At 47.0% G+C, this 18,977-nt stretch carries 11 protein-coding genes; all 11 read right to left on the minus strand.

Features of this window, described 5'->3' with window-relative positions; all coding sequences use genetic code 11:
• Positions 1-122: 122 nt before the first annotated feature.
• Positions 123-1,211: a response regulator transcription factor gene (locus ASG89_RS03145; RefSeq protein ID WP_057308854.1), complete on the minus strand. Its 1,089-nt coding sequence runs from the start codon at positions 1,209-1,211 to the stop codon at positions 123-125.
• Between the two features lie 18 nt (positions 1,212-1,229).
• Complete coding sequence (locus tag ASG89_RS03150) at positions 1,230-3,029, minus strand: sensor histidine kinase (protein WP_057308855.1); 1,800 nt, start codon at positions 3,027-3,029, stop codon at positions 1,230-1,232.
• 177 nt (positions 3,030-3,206) lie between these two features.
• The gene (locus ASG89_RS03155; RefSeq protein ID WP_057308856.1) at positions 3,207-9,497 is read right to left on the minus strand and encodes a fibronectin type III domain-containing protein; all 6,291 of its coding nucleotides are present in this window, start codon (positions 9,495-9,497) and stop codon (positions 3,207-3,209) included.
• A 109-nt stretch (positions 9,498-9,606) separates the two neighbouring features.
• On the minus strand, positions 9,607-11,175 hold the full coding sequence (locus ASG89_RS03160; RefSeq protein WP_057308857.1) for an extracellular solute-binding protein: 1,569 nt from the start codon (positions 11,173-11,175) through the stop codon (positions 9,607-9,609).
• Positions 11,176-11,309: 134 nt separating this feature from the next.
• Positions 11,310-12,191, minus strand: a complete 882-nt coding sequence (locus tag ASG89_RS03165) for a carbohydrate ABC transporter permease (protein ID WP_057308858.1) — start codon at positions 12,189-12,191, stop codon at positions 11,310-11,312.
• Between the two features lie 15 nt (positions 12,192-12,206).
• On the minus strand, positions 12,207-13,166 hold the full coding sequence (locus ASG89_RS03170) for an ABC transporter permease (protein ID WP_057308859.1): 960 nt from the start codon (positions 13,164-13,166) through the stop codon (positions 12,207-12,209).
• Positions 13,167-13,884: 718 nt separating this feature from the next.
• Positions 13,885-15,015, minus strand: coding sequence for a glycoside hydrolase family 88 protein (locus ASG89_RS03175; protein WP_057308860.1), 1,131 nt, complete (start codon positions 15,013-15,015; stop codon positions 13,885-13,887).
• 99 nt (positions 15,016-15,114) lie between these two features.
• Positions 15,115-16,614: a glycoside hydrolase family 32 protein gene (locus tag ASG89_RS03180; protein ID WP_057308861.1), complete on the minus strand. Its 1,500-nt coding sequence runs from the start codon at positions 16,612-16,614 to the stop codon at positions 15,115-15,117.
• On the minus strand, positions 16,611-17,027 hold the full coding sequence (locus ASG89_RS03185; protein WP_057308862.1) for a PfkB family carbohydrate kinase: 417 nt from the start codon (positions 17,025-17,027) through the stop codon (positions 16,611-16,613). Before ASG89_RS03185 ends, ASG89_RS03180 begins: the two co-directional genes overlap by 4 nt.
• Positions 17,028-17,167: 140 nt before the next feature.
• The gene (locus ASG89_RS03190; RefSeq protein ID WP_235549575.1) at positions 17,168-18,004 is read right to left on the minus strand and encodes a carbohydrate ABC transporter permease; all 837 of its coding nucleotides are present in this window, start codon (positions 18,002-18,004) and stop codon (positions 17,168-17,170) included.
• A 19-nt stretch (positions 18,005-18,023) separates the two neighbouring features.
• Positions 18,024-18,956: a carbohydrate ABC transporter permease gene (locus tag ASG89_RS03195; protein ID WP_235549576.1), complete on the minus strand. Its 933-nt coding sequence runs from the start codon at positions 18,954-18,956 to the stop codon at positions 18,024-18,026.
• Between the last annotated feature and the right edge of the window lie 21 nt (positions 18,957-18,977).

Consider the following 18,977-nt stretch of genomic DNA (forward strand, 5'->3'; position numbering starts at 1 on the left):
AAATTTGGCCTAAGTTCAACCTCCCTAAATTTAAACTGAAATCGCTTTCAAAACACTGAGGTAAAAAGGCTTTTTACTGCATGAATGCGATGCAAATAGCTACAATTTACTTGCACTTTGCCTTATTCACCTCCAAATCGGTCCTTATACTCCATCGGGTTCAAGCCATGATATTGTTTGAAGATACGGGAGAAATGGATGCTGTTCTCATAGCCTACTTGCAGAGCAATTTCATAACTTTTCAAGGACGAAGTGAGCAGCAAATCCCGCGCTTTGCGCATTCTAACGTTAACGCAATACGTCCAGATCGTCATCCCCGCCTGCTCTTTAAAAAGCTTCGCTAAGTACGAACGACTCATCGCTACATGATCCGCTAGTTCTTGTAGACCCCAGTTCTCCGCATAATGCTCTTCGATATACCGTTTGACTTGGTCAACAACGCTCTCCTTCTGCAGGTTCTTCGCCTTGCGTGCACGATCCATCAGAATATTCGCCGCTTGCTCCAACCGTCTCACCGCACATAAACGGAAATACTGCCTCACATCGGAGTGCTTCAGGCTATGCTCGCCAAGCTCGACATCCTCACCTTCCTCGTACTTCACGTGAATGTCCTGCTTCTTCAACTCTTCGATAACAAGTGACGTCCACGCCATGGACAGCTCATTAAGAATTTCATAACGTCCTTCGACCCACGACTCCAACATCGCCAGCGTGTCTACGATAATTAGCGGCTGCCCGTGTAAATAAACAGACAATACCATCTCCAGCCAGCTGTCCAGCATTGGCTTATAGACGGGCAGCTTATGCAGCAGAAGCTGATTCGCTTCATTACGCCGACCACTGCGAATGCGGGCGTTTGCCTTCTGAACAGCCTCTTGCAAGAGGGAGCTATCTGTCGGCTTCAGCACATAATCAACGGCGCCAAGCTCGATACTCTTTTTGGCATATTGGAAGTCATCATAGCTTGAAATCACGATACATATCATCCAAGGATACAGTTGATTAATCTCTTTCATCAATTGCAGCCCATCAACGAGCGGCATCCGAACATCCGTCATGCAAATATCGGCATAGTGATCTTTGAGCCAGTCCAGTGCTTTGCGGCCGTTCGGGAGCGTGCTAGATACCGTAACTCCTTCCATTTCTGACACTTGTATCGACAGGCTTTCACGAATGAGATCTTCATCGTCTACAATAATAAGTCTGTTCATCTGATCGCGGTCCCCTTTCTATGTATCCAAGCTATCTTGTAATGGCAAAATGACTTCAACAACCGCCCCCCCAGTAACGGGGTCATTAAAGAACGTAATTTTAGCTTCACCCGCATAAAACATATGCAAACGGTAAATCAGATTCGAAAGCCCGACTTGATTGTGCCTATACTGGTGCGCGTGGGAATCCGCTTGTTCCTGCTTTAATCGAACTAACGTCTCCGCCGAGAATCCAGGTCCATTATCAGCAACCGTGAGTAGCAGCTTGTCCCCTTTGTCCCCCTGCACGACTTCCCCACGAATATGAATATGTACGGATTCCCCTGTCGTTTCTCTCCCATGCTTAATACTGTTTTCTACCAGAGGCTGCAGAAGTGCTTTGGTACATATCGCTTGCAAATGCTCCTCAGGTACCTCAATGCTATACGTGACTTCATCTTTGAATCGGACTTTCATGATCGTCAAATAATTTTCTAAGTGCTTGATCTCTTCTTTGAGAACGACTTTCATATTCTTGAAATCCGACGTGTAGCGCAGCATATTGGAGAGATTGACCGCTACATGACCAATATGCGACTGCTTCGCAATGACAGTCATGGAATTGATTGTTTCGAGCGTGTTATATAAAAAATGGGAATTAATTTGCGACTGAAGCGCCGAAATCACGGCCCGGTGCTGCAAAACGCGCGTCTCCGCATGATCATGTATGGACTGCTCCAGATGACCGAGCAAATTATTAAAAGAGATGCTCAAATCAGCAACCTCATCCACACCCTCCACCTCAGCCCGCAAATGAAAGGAGCTCGTCAGTTGCATCGCTTTCATCATTTTACGCAAACCTAGAATCCGCCTTGTAATGGAAGAAGCTGCAAAATAGGTGAGCAAAACCGAAATAATCAAAGCCGAGATCGCAATAACAATCGTGACGTTTCTCGTGTAGTTAATGCTTTGGGCAATTTCTTGATACGGAAGAATCGCAATAATTTTCCAACCTGTCATCTGAATGGTTTGAAAAATAATGAGCTCTTTTCCCGACTTGTCGAACACAGAACCCTCCTGCTGCCCTTTCACCGCTTGCACAATATGATCATCCATATGCCCCATCACCTCTGCAGAGTGGGAATGATGAATAATCGTACCCGCTTGATCCATAACGAGGGCAGAGCCCGTGTTCGCAATATTAATTTGGGACATGACACTCTGAGACGGCTTCAGTGAAATATCAATTTTCAAATAACCATTACTCAGCTGCTTAAAAAGGGTCAACACAGGGATCTTCATTTTCTGATTCGTCGCATCGATGTAATTCTCTGAAATACCGGTAATAAACTTGACCTTCTCATAATTGCCGCTTTGAGCGAAGTAAGGTTCATTTTTAATCGTATATTTTAAGGGAAGGGCGTACGTATTAACGAAATGCTGCTCAAACCCGCTCGGATTGTACAAAGAAACGGATAATACCTCTGGATATTGTAAAAATAAACGATTCAAATAGTTATCTTTGATTCTCTCGTAGGTACGTATGAGCTCAGAAGATACATTTGGGGAAGAAACACGCATCCAATCTCGGACTTCGAGACTGTTGCTCAGCATAAGAAAGGCCAGTTCGTACTCCGTATAGTAGCGATTCAAGTTCATATTTGCTTGTTTAAGAATTTGCATACTGAGGTGATCAATATCTTTACGAACAGAACTCCTCGTCTGCATATAGCTAGAAATACCGATCGTCGAAACGGTAAAAATCAGAATGGTGACAATGATGGAGATGAGCCTCCATTTCAGGGAGCGCTTCAGGCTCTTGAGCATATAGTTATACAAGTTGATCTCCCCCTGTGAACAGACGATGATGTGCCTAGCGTCTCGTAGTTAAATAATATGCCCAAATTCAGTCCTGAGCAATGAGGTAAGCGTTTTATTTACTGTAGGGATCGTACTTTTTTGTTTAAAATACGACAAAAACCGCGCCTACGATAGGCACGGTTTGAGCATTGCAACTTATTGGTAGATAAATTGGAATAATCTGTACAACATGACGGCAGTTTCGGCTCTGGTTGTATGACCAAGCGGATTCACTTTACCGGCGTTTCCTTCGACTAACCCTTGCTGAACGAGGGCATTTACGGCCTGCACCGCATAAGAAGCGATATCGGCTCCGTCCGTGAATTTACTTGCATTATTTGCTGTTGGTAATATTTTGTTCACTCCCGTCAATGCTCTCGTAATCATAACGAACATATCTTGACGGGTGATACTAGCTTGCGGGTTAAAGTGTTGATCGTCTACACCATTGACAATGCCGAGTTTACTCGCGATGCCAACGGCTTTCTCGTAATACGCACCTTTCTGAATGTCCGTGAAATGCGTATCCGATGTCGCTTGCAGCCCAAAAGTTTCAACAAGTAGTTTCGTGAAGTCTGCTCGTGTGATGGCAGCCGTCGGATTGAACGCTTGAGCCGTAATCCCTTGAATAATCCCTTTGGCAGCAAGCGTCTCAATGGCTTTCTGCGCCCACTTTGTGGAAGCGAGATCCTGGAAAGCTGGCTTGTTGTAGGAAACTGCATACATGCTGAAATGATTCGTGCTGAATTCAATGTTGCCAGTAGCAGCGTTGTAGCTGCCTGTCGGTACGAGTTGAGCTTGGCCTTGTGCGTTCACATACCAGACATTTAACAGTTCAGGATGAGCTTTCTCTTCCTGAGACAGCGCATAAGGAATACTTACAGAAACGGAAGCATCTTTGTTCTCGAAATTCATCGGTTGGCCTGATGCTGTGAACTGAAGATCCACGACGATGCCTGCTTTGCCCTTCAGGTCGGTATGCGTTGGCAGTTTATCGCTCGAAATGTTGATCGTTATGCTCGATTGCTTGGCTGCCTGCGTGTTATTGGCAAACATATTGCTAGGTAAAACAATCGTGCCAAGTTGTGTGGAAATGATCAGACCGTGTGTGGATTCTTGCTGGGTAAGATACTCCGTTGGCAGTTCAAGTGCATAGCTGTTAGCTCCTGCGACTTGCGGAACTTGCAGAGTAATTTTCGGAGTCGTTCCACCCGCTTGTGCATCCAACTTCTTAAAAGCTTCATCAATAGTTGTTTTATCAATGGTTGCTGTGGCTTTCCCATTCAGAGTTGTTACGCTTGATGCTGGGAAAGTAATCTTAGCCTCCCCATTGTTAAGAGTAATCGACGGTTTACCAATCTCTGGTTGCGTCCCCGTTCCTGTAGATGGCCCAGTTGTGGCAGGAACAGCTTGCGTTCTAACCTGAAGCGTCGGACCATTGCTTGACCAGTTGTTCGCCGCATCCGCCGCTTCAACCTTAAAGTCATACGCTGTATCAGCGGTCAATCCTGTTACCTGCCACGTTATGTTTGGCGTAGTTGTCACTATGTTGCCATTCATCAAGAGCTTATACTGGGTTACACCTATGCGGTCAATCGCTTGGCTCCATGAGAGTTGAATGGCATTCGATGTCACGTTTCCTTGTGTCAAAGCGCTTTCCGCAGGCCAACCAGGCGCTGTTGTGTCACTTGGAACTGGGATTTCTGGATCATTCGTGCTCGGCCCGAATACAGTCGAGTTGCCGACATAATCCTTCGCTTCAACTTTATACACGGCTGCACTGTCTGGTGTACCCATGATTGAGTAACTTGTATAAGTAGCGTCTACTTGTGCAACTTGAACACCATTACGGTACACGACATACCATTCAATGCCAGCGTTATCTGTAGCCCTATCCCATTCCAAGTTTTCACGATCTGACAACTTCGTAGAATGGATTCTCGAACCTGTCGGCCATTGCGGTGTAATGGTATCTAGCTTATAGACACTAGTTGTCAGTTGCAGCGGTTGTGACGCATTTCCTGCCTGGTCCATAGCGACAACGGAGAAAGGATACTGTGTGTTGGCATCTAGGCCATTAACGTAATAACTTCGTACATCATTGGCAACATACGCAATTTCCACACCATTCTGCTCCATGCGGTAAGCATGAACTTCCGTATCATCTGAAGCCGTAGGCCAATTCAGTTGTAACCCCGATGAAGTTTTATACGAAACGACTAGAGTGCTAATCTGGCTCCATGTAGGCGGAGCCGTATCTGGTGCAAGTGTCGTTACACGAATCCCAGGTCCCGCAGCACGATTGCCTGATGCATCTCGCGCACTTACATGGAAGTCATAATCTGTCCTTGCTGTAAGTCCTGTTACGTGATAGGTTTGCACATCACTATAGACAGAGCCTACAACCGAATTTCCGTTATAAATATCATATGCTGCTATTCCATACTGGTCAGTTGCTGCAGGCCACTGTAAGGTAACGCCAAAACGTGATACATCTTGCGTAGATAAGACAGCCGCTCCTGACCAAGTTGGCGCAAAGTTATCTGCGCTTGGTGTTGTAAGGTTAGTTGTAGGACCTGTCGCTGATACCAAGCTTGCATCCCGGGCTTCAACCTTGAATGTGTAAGCTGTCGAAGGTGTTAACCCCGTTACTGCATAGCTGTATACATCAGAGCCAACCGTGGCAATCGCAGTACCATTACGATAGATGGTATAGCCATTAATGCCCCTCTGATCTTGTGCACTTGACCAAGTCAGCGTTGCTCCAAGAGGTTGTACTTGTGTGGCGCTTAATGTACCGCTGCTCCAAGTAGGCGGCGTAGTATCCACGGGCATTTGCTCTGTGCCAACAGATAAGTAAGGCTTATAAACTGCATTTGCGCCCGTAGCTTCTTTGGAATGAATATCAACATTCTGATCTAGCCAAGCATCGTCCTGAAGTTTGAAAGAGATCGTCCCATCTCCACTGAGCTCTGTTGCAACCTGACTCGTCACTGAGAAAGTTTTCCAAAAATTAGCGTTCCGTACAAGTGTAGAAGCTATCTTGGCCCCGTCAACAGGCTTATTCAACCAGTTTACTGGTGCTGCGCCTGCTTCTGACCAGCTATCACCTGTCTGATAAAGATCCATATTAATGTCCATATTCGGTGTTTGAACAGCAAACACATAGAGATTCAGTGTGGCGTCATACACGTTTCCAGTAACCGATGTTAAAGGGAACTTTAGATAAGCTCGTCTGTTATTTCCTGTATTTTTGTTCGTATCACTCGGCGTAGCACCTGCCGCATTCTTATAACGAAGATAGGCAATATTATTGTTCGTACCTGCACCTCCAACTGTTGCTGGCGCTTGGATGAAGGTATCATCGCTCGGGTACAGAATTTGCTGTGTTCTTGTCACTCCTGGGACGGTCGTTACCGTAACCGACGGTCCGTTCGCACTCCAATTCCCCGTCGCATCACGTGCCTCAATACGGAATGTATAGTTCCCACCTGCAGTCAGATTGGTTACTGCATAGGTCTGTTCAGACCCATAGACATTCGCAATGACGCTGTTGTTTTGATACACTCGATAACCGGATACATCAATGTTGTCCACAGCTGGCGTCCAGTTTAACGTCACCGCGTGATCAGTTAGGGCACTGTACGTCAGCATACGGTTAGTCGGCCACTTTGGTGCTGAGCTATCCGCTCCTATACTCGTTTTAACAGTACTTACCGGCCCCGTTACAGACCAGTTGTTACTGCCATCTCCAGCTTCTACTTTGAAGGAATAGCTAGTGTTAGGTACTAAGCCGTTCACTTGGAATTGTTGCATTGTGGCTGGCAATGTCACCAGCTCTTGATTCCCTTGATATACACGATAAGCCGTCACTCCGCGAGCATCTTGTGCAGTGTTCCAGTTTAATTTCACACTAGTCGCTGTGGTTTCCACGGCATTAAGTTGATCTGAAGATACCCACGCGGGAGCTGTAACATCTGTCACACCTAGTGTTTGGAATGTAACGATAGGTCCACCCGCGGACAAATTCCCCTCAGCGTCCTTCGCTTCAATACGAACCGTATAGAGACTGTTCTCAGTTAGATGACTCAACGTATAAGAAGGCACAACCGAGTCTCCTACGATTTGACCGTTAACGTAAATGCGATAGCCTGTCACATCATCATCAAAAGCTGCTGGCCAAGAAAGCGCAGCTTCTGTCTCCGTTATGTTGGAATTGTCTATGGTGATAAACGAGCCCTTGTTCCAGCCAGGTCTTGTCGCATCCGCTGCCAATCCTGTTGCAGTTTGAATATCTGGGCTAGGAAGCGAAAGATTGCCATTCGCATCTACTGCTTGGACACGCAGCACATAAGTTTGCCCCGGTGTTAGTCCTGTCACATCATAGCTGGTCACATTCGCTGTCGTTTGTGTCACGAGGCTGCCGTTTTTATAGATCCGATACCCCGCCACATTCAGATTGTCATGAGCTGCTGGCCAACGGAATGTCACCGAAGTCGGTGTTGCCTCCGATACAGCAAATGTGCTGCCATACGGCCATACCGGCGCTGTGATTTCTGCATTTTGAGCAGGTACGGATAAAGGTACGAAGGTGTCTGTTGTTCCACCTTGTGATGGCGCTCCCCATACAACTTCAACTTTGTTTTCCTGCCCCTGCAATAAAGAGGATTTTACTGTCTGACTTACGCCACCCTTCGTGACGATGATGTCATAGTCTCCATAGAATCCACGTGTTTGAAACTGACCATTGCTATCCGTTGTACCCATCTCGTTCGTCCACCATGTTCCGTAGATCAGATTGCGCCATTGTTCGCCTGATGGCTTCAACGTCCAGTTGCTTCGGAACAACGGGGCATTATTCTGCCAATGGGCGCCATCCCAGAATCCCCACATCGTAAACGATGTCACATTCGGATGGCTAAACGAAGCAAGCAGAATATCCCGTGTAAATTTCCCTTGAATATCTTCTTTCGGTGAATTTACGTCAAATTCCGTAATGGCAATTTCAGGTGCGTACTGCGTGAAATGCGTAAGCTGATTGTAGAATGCCATCGGACTTACCGGCGTACTGCCGAAATGTGCCTGAATGCCGACCCCATCTATAGGAGCTCCATTATCTTTCATCGATTGCAAAATGTTCGAAAAATTCTGGATCACCGGCGCATCTACACCAAGAATTTGCGTTTCATTGACATACAGCTTTGCCGCTGGGTCAGCTTCTTTGGCCATTTTGAACCAATTCGCCATCAGTGCACCTTGGTCTGTATACGTACTACGGATCATGCTGTTCAGAACAGGTTCATTCAGCACATCCCAGTTATACAATCTCCCCCTGAAGAGACCCGCAAGTTCATGGAAATGATCTCGAATACGCTTCTCCAGCGCTGTCTTATTGCTCACCATACCTGGAATATCTGCCGGTACTCGCGTAGAACCATCCCATAGCAGAGCATGTCCTCGGATATCAAATCCGTTGGAACCCAACCAGTTGTAGAGATTTACAGTGCGGCTTCGATCTTGTTCCCACCATTGCCACTTCATCTCATTTTCCATAACGACCGAATTGAAATTCTCTTTGAGCTTAGTTCGATACGTTTCTGCATTCGCATCCGTACCATTAATCATCGTGCTATTGACAGCTGTACCAAACTTGAAGTCATGCTTCGTCATTTTCACTTGAATGCTTGCGCCCTGAACAGGATCGCCATCAGCGTCTTTCACTTCGACCTGCATATCCCCTTTGCGAATCTGCTCAATACGATGATTGGCTTCTGCGCGCCATGGGGCGTCTTCTTCCATTCCATCGTAAATGACTGGCGTGCTCGGCAAGTTATCAAATGTAACCGCTTTCTTGTAATTCACGACTTTAAGATTGCCGATTTCGATCTCCTGTGGCTTATAGCCAAGTCGGAACGCAATCTGCGGTGTGTTCACTTCCATCAACAAGGCAGCTTTAATCGGCACAATGAATTTCTTCCACTGTGTAGGAACCGTTATCGTCTCGGTAATCGACTTTTCAAAATTCCCTCTTTTCTCCATGACCAATGCGACTGTACCTTCAGCCGTTTCAACCGTGGATCTCAGGGTTCTTGCATAGAATGTTGCCAAAATAACATCGTCTTTCTCAATACTTGCTTCAATTGGGAGTACATATTGCAAAAGATACGTGCTTGCTGGCTGCACGTTCGTCGCAAAGCGTAATGCTTCTGTAAACGCCTGCCCTTCAACAGTTGAGTTTGCAACAGTTCCATACAACGCAGCCTCGGGGTTGAGCGCCGCTCCTTGCATGTTAATATCAGAAATAAGAACCTCACTGCCAGGCAGTTGACCCAATTCCTCTTCCGTCAGCACCTGTGCTAGGGAAACCTTGGGTTGGAACGGTACAACCAGCATCGCGCTGATTAACAGGAGAGAAAGCAGTCTCCCCATTTTCCCCTTTCTCATCATCACCTATCTCATCCTTCCTTCATTCACATCCATCATTCATAAAAGAGGACCCACCTGAGCGAGTGTCTTACCAGCTTCAGATGGGCATGTGTCATAGTCCTACGACTACTTACTTCTTACGGTTTGCGTTATACCAGTCCGTCAATTCCTTAATCGCTTTGTCCCCACCTTGCTTCTTCCAGTTCGCTACGTACTCATCAAAGTAGTCCAGCGGCTTCTCGCCGAGAATAATTTTGGCAGCAACCTCTTGGAAGGAACCTTTATAACCAAGATCTGCGTTCTTCGTCAACGTTTCGGAAGGCGGCATACCTGCAGTTGGATTCGGAATACCTTCTTTGCGGGACGTTTCGATCGTTTGAATAAGCTTGTTGTAAGCTTCATCGTTATTGATCAATACCTTCTGAGCTTGCTCATGGAAACCGTGCATTTGGAACACAGCGGAACGCCATTTCAAATCAGGATCCTTATCTGCATTGTACTTAAGTGCAGTTCCTTCTTTGGTAAAGGATTGCCCTTCAATACCAAGCTCCGTGAATAGTTGTCCTTCTTCCGAAACGAGCCAATCGAACATTTTCACAACAGCTTCAGGGTTTTTCGTATCTTTATGTACGACAAACGTTTTCAATACTGGTTTCTCAACGCGTCCCAATTTCCCATCGTAGCCTTCACCTCTTGGTGTTGGAATGCCGAGTACGTTAGGCTTTTTATCAGGAAGCAATTTGCTAAGCTCCTTCTGCCAAGGATCCCATGCACCGAATACGACGTGGTTCCAAGAACCAACGAGATCGGACTTGATTTTTTGATCCCAAATCGCCCGAGTGTTCGTTAGGAATTCCGCATCAATCAACTTCTCTTTATACATCGTGTTAAGCATTCCCAACGCTTTTTTCATATTCGGGTTCACATAACCAGGCATAACCTCGTTATTGTAGAGACTGTTAGAGTCTAGATTCACCCCATACATCCCGAAAATGTTATCAGCCCACTCGAATTTCTCACGGGAAGCGAACGGAATTTCATCCTTCTTACCGTTGCCATTCGGATCCTTATCACGGAACGCACGCAGCATATCAAGGAACTCTGTAGATGTTTTTGGCTCCTTAATTCCCAGCTTATCCATCCAGTCTTTACGCACGTAAATAACTCGTTCTGCAGGTGCATTCCCTTGCGCTAATTGTGGAATAGCGAGGATTTTGCCATTGAGTGTAACAGCATCCCAAGCGGATTGCGGGATATTTTTCTTCAAATTCGGCCCATATTTATCGATTAATGGCTTCAAATCCATCGCCAAACCGTTGATAACAAGATCGGAGGTCTCAATACCCCAAACCATGTGAACGTTAGGAATATCGCCGGAAGCGAACTTCAATTTGAGCTGATCCATGTAGTTTTCATGCGGGAGGAAGGTGATGTTTAGATCTGTATTTGTTTTTTGAGCGAGATACTTAACTGTAGCCAGATCCATCGACTTGCCAGCCGGAATCTGTTGAGCGTTATTGGAGACGAATAAGCTGATTTTCTCTGGTGCAGCCGGCGTCGTGCTTTGACTTGCAGCAGGTGTCACTGGCGTCTGTGTCGTTGCTGTCGTGGAGCCCTTATCTGAGGAGCAGGCAACTGTTGCACCTGCAAGACATACCATACATACAAGTGTAACCATTTGTTTCATATTCACTTTCATCGAATAGACCCTCCCTATTTTCTTAATTATAGTTTAGTTCGTTTCACATGTTCATCTGGACATTTCTGGAATGCGTGGAATGTGTCTCACCACCTCCTTCATCGCGTCAAATCGAGGCTAATTCACGCCTAACCTTATTCCTTAACCGAACCTAACAGTGCACCTTTGATGAAATGCTTTTGCAAAAATGGGTACACGATAATAATCGGAAGCGTGGCAATGACAATCGTCGCCATCTGCAACCCTTGAGGGGTTACTGCCGTGGAAAGCTCCAAGATCGATTGGCCTCCGGCAGAATCCATATCAAATTGTGAAATGAGCTTATACAGATACAATTGTAGGGGCTGCAGTTCGCGATCGGTAATGTACAATAGCGGTCCTAAATAGTTGTTCCAATGCCCCACAGCGTAGAATAAAATCAGCGTCACGTTGATTGGCATGGATAATGGCGCCACGATGCGCCATACAATATTGTATTCGGACATGCCATCTACCCGTGCCGCTTCAAAAAGCTCCTCCGGAATCGACCTCATGAAGGTGATGCAAAGCATCATATTGAACGCGCTCAGCGCACCTGGGATAATGAGTGACCAGATACTATTGAGCAGGCCTAGGCTTTTGATCAAAATGTACATCGGCACCATCGGTGCCTGAAAGATCATCGTGAATATGATGAAAAGTAGAATCGCCTTGCGGCCGCCTAGCCAACCTTTGGATAGCGGATAAGAGGTAAGGATCGTAAGTGCCATGTTGATTGCTGTTCCAATCAAAACGATCTGAATTGTGACCCCAAACGACTTCCAAAACACCGCATTGCGGATAACAAAGTCATAATTGAGGAGATTAAATCCTACAGGCCAAAGTGACACTTCGGAATGGATAATCGCTTCATTGGAGCTGAGTGAGCCGGCAATGACATTCATCAATGGAATGGCAACCGCAGCGCAAAAGAGCAGTAAGAGAAGTGCATTCGCTGTATCAAAAACGATTTCACCTGGTGTTCGTCTAATTTTCATCGTCGTATCGCCCCTTTAATATAGCCCTTCACCGGTTGTCCATTTACTCACACGGTTCGCAATGACGAGTAAGATAAAACCAATAACCGATTTGAACAATCCGATGGCTGTCGTTATGCTGTACTGACCTTGCAGAATGCCCGCTCGATAGGTGTAAGTATCCAATACATCCCCTGTCTCAAACGTGGCGGGATTTAGAAATTGATAGATTTGCTCGAAGCCTGAATCCATGATGTGTCCCATTTTCAGCATGAGCAGGATCATGATGGCCGGCAGCAAGCCTGGTATCGAGATATGTAAGAACTGCTTCCAACGATTCGCGCCATCCATCCTCGCTGCTTCATATAAGGACGGGTTAATACCCGCAAGCGCTGCGATGAAAATAATTGCGTTCCAGCCCATTTCCTTCCAAATGCCCGAAAAAATAATGATAGAACGGAAGTATTCCGGTTTCTGAAGATAGGCAACGGTTTCACCGCCGAAGGAGGAAATGACGTGATTGATGAGTCCTTGTGTCGGCGACAGCAACATGTATGTGAGACCGAACACGATCGTCCAAGATAAAAAGTGCGGTAAATATAGCACGGTTTGGGTGATTCGCTTGAAGGCCATCGATCGCACTTCATTGAGCATGATTGCCAGGAGGATCGGCAACGGGAAGGCGAACACAATTTGATATAAACTGATTAACAGCGTATTTCGGAGCAGTCGTCCGAACTTGTCGTACGTGAATAGTTGATGGAACCATTTGAACCCAACCCATTCACTTCCTGTGAAGCCTTTGAAAATGTTGTAGTCCTGAAAGGCGATGAAACTTGCCAGAAGTGGGACATACTTGAACACGAGGAAATACAGCAGTCCAGGAATCAGCATGATATAGAATGCACGATGCTGCAGGACGTATTTCCACCAACCTTTCTTCTTCGTTGCACTGGTTGACCGCTGGACAACCTCATTTACAGTAGCGGATTTCATCTGCTCTCACCTACACTATCTATTTGTCTTCTGTGTTAATTATAGGTTTCAAGGCGTGGGACCAACAATGAGGGCGGATGTCGATTTACTGTAGTAAAAGTCTCTTTATGGGGAAGTGGAAGTGACGAGGGGGTGGTGCGACGGATGCGGTGGTTGGGGTGGGGGTGGAGGTGCCGTATATAACAGTTTCTGAGGTATCTACAATTTTGCCATCCCGCCACGTTGATCTCCTTATTCTCTAACTAGCTAGCTCTTGCTTCCTGTATCTCCAACCTGCATCAAGTAGCAAAATCACATCACGTTGATTTCCCTTATTCCTTAAGTGGTAAATAAATGGAAATTATACAGCTATTTCTGGCAGATCTCGTCAGTTTTACGAATATAGATGGAAATTATGTAGCTAATTTCGACCAATTGCACGGATTCAGCAGGAATAGCGTGATTTAACTGGAGGAAATCCAGCTATTCGCTCCAAAGGTAAGTTTAGCGTGAAATTAGATGTAGGAAATCCAGTTATTCTTGACGGCAGGCATGGTGGCGTGCTTGGTACACTAGAGTGTTGGCGTGCTTGGAGCGCGAAAGGGCTGGCCTGCTAGGAACGCTAGAGGGCTGGAGCGATTGGAGCGCTGGTGCTGTTGCAACGTATAAACGCAAAAAAGAGCTGCCCTCAAGTAGCAATAGCTACTGAAAGACAACTCTTTTACCAAATTAACCTAACCTACCAGAACAGCTCGCCATGCCCGAGCAATCGGGAAAGACCCTCTACGAAGTAGTAGTCGCCGTAGATGAGCGGCACGTCGATGTTTTTCCCCTCTGGGTAATGGCTAGTACCGTGGGTGACTAACCCTTCTTCGGTTTCCGAATCCCACGCACCGTAGTTCGTGTAAAGCGAGTGCAAGATGCGCTCCCCCGCTTCGCGGTAGAGGGATGCTTCTTGGCCGCTCACTTGCTCCGCGATCAGGAGCAAACCGCAAGCCGCACACGCGCCAGCTGAAGAGTCGCGGTACGCCGGAATGCCATCTGGCAAGCGGAAATCCCAATGTGGCACATGATCTTCCGGCAGGTTCGCCAGGAAGAAATGCGCAGCACGCTTGGCCGCATGCAAATACTTCTCATCTCCCGTGTACTTGTAGCTGAGGCTCATCCCGTAAATCGCCCACGCGGTTCCACGCGACCAGGCCGATTCCGGCGCAAAACCTTGCCCACCGTTCACGGAAAGCTTCTCACCGGTGGCAGGATCAAAAATCACGATATGATTCACCGATCCATCGGGACGAATAAAGTGATCCACCGCCATATCGGCATGCCTTACAGCGATTTCTTTGAATCGCGGGTCGCCTGTAGTCAGCGTAGCAAAGTGTAGCAACGGCAAGTTCATCATGCAGTCGATAATGGCCCAGCCTGCATTGTCCTCGCCTTCGCGCCAAGGATTCCAAGCGCGAATGTAGCTGCCCTTCACGTTGAATCGAGCTGCAAGCAGGTTCGCCGCGAGCAACGCGCGGCGCTTGGAATCATCTGCACCAGTTAGCTTGTAGCGTGCAACACTCGTCAGAGTCCACATGAATCCGATATCATGATCCAGACGATAGTAGTCCGTTACAACTTGATCGAGCTGCTGCTCACAAGATTCAGCCAACCCCTTAAGTCCTTCATCCTTCGTATCACGATATAATAACCACAACAACCCAGGCCAGAAGCCCGCTGTCCACCAATAAGCCGGCTCTAGTTTATACTCTCCGCCTACACTTGCATGTGGGAATCCATCACCAATACGTTTACTTGTTTTGTCTACTTTCGCAACGGTTTGTGCCCATGCTTCTTGAGCCCAACCCTTCTGAATTGTCGTCATATGTAACACTCCTCACCAGGTTTGTTGAAACGTTTAACCTATTATACCACCTGGCTTCGCGGAATGCTCGTCTGTTTAAAATTGGTTATTCTGTTGTATCTACAATGACAACTTCCATGCGTCCAAACTTTCTAAGCAGGCTTCACCATGCCTTGCAAAAAGCTTAACCCCCAGACTGCCACCATTGGGATAAATCCGATTCGTTATCGTTTTCACCCCGTTATTCGCGAACAGCTCCAACGAGGAGCGATCCACAAACAGATGCAGCTTGATGCTTCCATCCTCCATCGGTTCCACCTGTACTTCGCTCACACCAACCTCACCTGAACCGGCGTGAGTGCGATCAACGCGGAGTGTTTGCTCCGCAACCGAGTAGGAAACTTCCGTGTACTCAGATCCATCCTCTGAGCAACGAACGTGAACCCCAAACACGGCCTCCTCATCAGATTCCTTCGTGTTAAACACGGCGATTAGTTCTAGCTGGTCGCCTCCAAGGTTGATTAAAGGTACCATCGTATCCGCAGAAATCACCTGTCGATTGACACATTCCCTACCCTTCCGCAGCGCCGCCAGCTCCGCCACAGGCTGCATCCGCAACGTGCCATCCTCTGCCAGTGTCAACTCGCGCGGCAAGGTAAAGGCCCCCAGCCAGCCATCTACTTGCTCTGGCATTTGAGCGCCCCAAATGTTCATCCAGCTCAGCAGGATGCGCCGGCCCTGTCCGTCTACCAATGTTTGCGGTGCATAGAAATCGAACCCATAATCCAACCGTTCCGCATAACGGTAGTCGAATTTTCCTGTCTCATAGCTCAATTGGCCTGTTAGGTACATCGTCTTGGTAGTTCCCATGTTCATCGGGGAAATAATAAGCACATGATCATCCCCATCACCTAGCGGAAATAAATCAGGACACTCCCACATATCGCCCATCATACCGTTACTCTCTGCTGCAATCCCGAGATGGCGCCATGTGAGCAAATCGGATGATGTGTACATCAACGCTTTGCCCAAGCCATCTTTTCCATAACCAACAACCATGTACCACTGACCATCATGCTGCCAAACCTTCGGATCGCGGAAGCCGAACCCACCTTCCTCCGGTGCGCCACCAAGAACAGGATTAGCCCCTGATTTGCTAAAAATAATCCCGTCCGTGCTAGTCGCGAGACACTGAACCTCCGTCGGCGTACGTCCATCTACATGTCCCGTATAGACTAATGTCAGAACGCCGTTATCATCGACTGCACTGCCGGACCAACAGCCATAACCACCTGTTTCTCCGCTATCATAATCTTCGGAAGGCGCTAGCGCGATAGGCAGGTGCTCCCAGTGAATCAAATCCTTGCTCTTGGCATGCCCCCAATGCATCGGCCCCCATTTGGACTCAAATGGATAATGCTGATAAAACACATGATACTCTCCGTTCCAATAAATGAGACCGTTCGGATCATTCATCCATCCCGCTGGTGGCATGAGATGATAACCAAGTCTATATCTATCCTCCGTGACTGACTTGACGCCTTGCCCCAACGCTTGATTCGCTAGTTCCACGCGTTCCATGTGAAGCAGATTCTTTTCACTTTCTGTCCGCTGACTCATCCTAGAACACCCTCCCTGTCTCCATCTCGCATCAACGCGTGAATCTCCTCCAATGTACCCAGCGATGGAATCGCTGCCTTTAGAGTTGCCGTATATGCAGGTTCCTCCGTCATTGAAATCGAGCCAAAATGGAAAATCCGTGTCTCCTTCAGCATGGCAAGATTCAACTCATCCGTTCTCAAAAGCTGATCAGCACCAGGATTCCTTGCGAAATGAAACGACCTATCTCCATCTGCATCCAGCTGAACGAAAGCCATCGTCGTATGAGCCTCGTCCGTCTCAACCAAGCCGCGAGCTGACACGCCGACCTCAAGTAAAGCTTCACGCAAATACGCACCGAACGGGTCACTGCCTACCTTCCCGATGAACCCCGTTTTCTTGCCGAGCTTCGCCAATGCAGCGACCACATTCACGGGCGCTCCCCCGGATTGCGCTCAAACAACGGCTGTCTTGCTTCGGATCGACCATACGGTGTGAAATCAATTAAGTACTCCCCAAGCGCAACTACATCATAGTTCATGCCCTCAGCTCCTTTCTTTTTACCCTTAACCATCTACCCCTTGATACCCGACATCGTAATCCCTTGAATATAGTAACGCTGTAGAAATAGAAACAGCACAAGAATCGGTACGGTAGACAACGTATTTGCTGCCAAAACCTTGGACCAATCCGTCCCCTCATTCGAGGAAAACGTGGAGATCCCGACTTGGATCATCTGCATTTTCTGATCATTGATCACAATGAGCGGCCACAAATAGGAGTCCCAGTTTCCTAGGAAAGTCATCAGTCCGAGCGTAATTAGCGCAGGCACGGCGGCTGGCAGTACGATTGCTACAAAAGTACGCGGCAAGCTCGCTCCGTCAATGCGGGCAGCTTCCATCATTTCGTTTGGAACCTCTGCGAAAAATTGCCTCAGCATAAAGATGCCGAACACGGACAACATCGAAGGAATAATCAGTGCTTTATAAGAATTGAGCCAACCTAAATCATGCATCAGCAAATAGTTAGGTACGAGTGTTACTTCGCCTGGGATGATCATCGCTGACATAAATAGAGCAAATGCAATCGTTTTAAATGGAAATCTGAGCTTCGCAAACGCAAATGCCGCCATCGAATTAATGATCAGCACCAGCATCGTTACGATGGAAGCCACGAGCATGGTATTCCAGATATAGCGTAAGAACGGATTTCGCGTATTGAAAATGACATTATGAAAGTTCTTCCACGTCCATTCTACAGGAACTAGTAAGTGAATATTCAAGGATGTATATTTGAAAAGCTCCTGGTATGGTCGAAAAGCGCCAGTAACCATCCATAGGATAGGAGCGACAGAAATCAGAGCAATTACGATCATGACGATCATCGTTACGACGTTTGTTAGCCTCTTCACAGCGAATCCCTCCTCGTTGTTAGTCTGTGTCTTTGTTAAAAAGCTTCATTTGGATCAGCGAAATCGTCAATACAATCGCGAACAACACAAAAGCCGCCGCCGTCGCGTACCCCATCCTCATTTGCGTAAAAGCCTGCTTGTAGATATAGAAAACTACCGTCTCTGTTGAGCTATTGGGTCCACCATTTGTCAGTACGAAGACTAAGCCCGAAAGCTTGATTGCATCGATTGTGGTCATGATGACCACGAAGGCCATTGTCCGATTCAATAAAGGAAGCGTGATTTTGACAAACTGCTGTATCCGTGATGCGCCATCCACTCTGGCTGCTTCATAGAGATCGGGCGAGATATTGTTCAAGCCTGCAAGGAAAATAATCATGAAAAAACCAGCGCCCTTCCAAATGCCGAGCACAATAATACCGTTCATCGCTGTTTTCGGATCAGATAGGAAGCTTGTTACCGGCATGTGCAGCGCTTTGAGCACACTGTTCAGGATGCCAAATTCTTTGTTATAAATGAGTTTGAAAACCGTTGCCGCCACCGCAGTTGAAATAATAACCGGGATAAAATAAAGCGTTCGAAACAGCCCGGATGTTGCAGTTTTCTTCTGAATCAATAGGGCTAGTCCTAGCGCGATGCTCGTTTGAATCGGAATGACAATTAGAGCAAAATAAAAGGAGTGCTTCAAGCTATTAAAAAAGGCGCGATCCTTCATCAAATGCACATAATTGTCCATGCCGACGAACACATCGCCTGCGCCGACTAAGGAGTAGTTTTTGAAACTGATCAGAAAAGCTTGCAGCATAGGATAAAACACGAAGACTAACAGCAAGGCTATTGCTGGGAATATAAACCAGAATGCAGTAGCTTGCTCGTGCTTGCGAAAGCTTTGCGATTTTTTTTTGCTTGAACTAACAGTTTTTACTGTTTCCATCGTTTCTGCAGTAGCCATAACTCACCTCTCCATTCACAT

This window comes from Paenibacillus sp. Soil766, from assembly GCF_001428105.1.
Taxonomy (GTDB): Bacteria; Bacillota; Bacilli; order Paenibacillales; family NBRC-103111; genus Paenibacillus_E.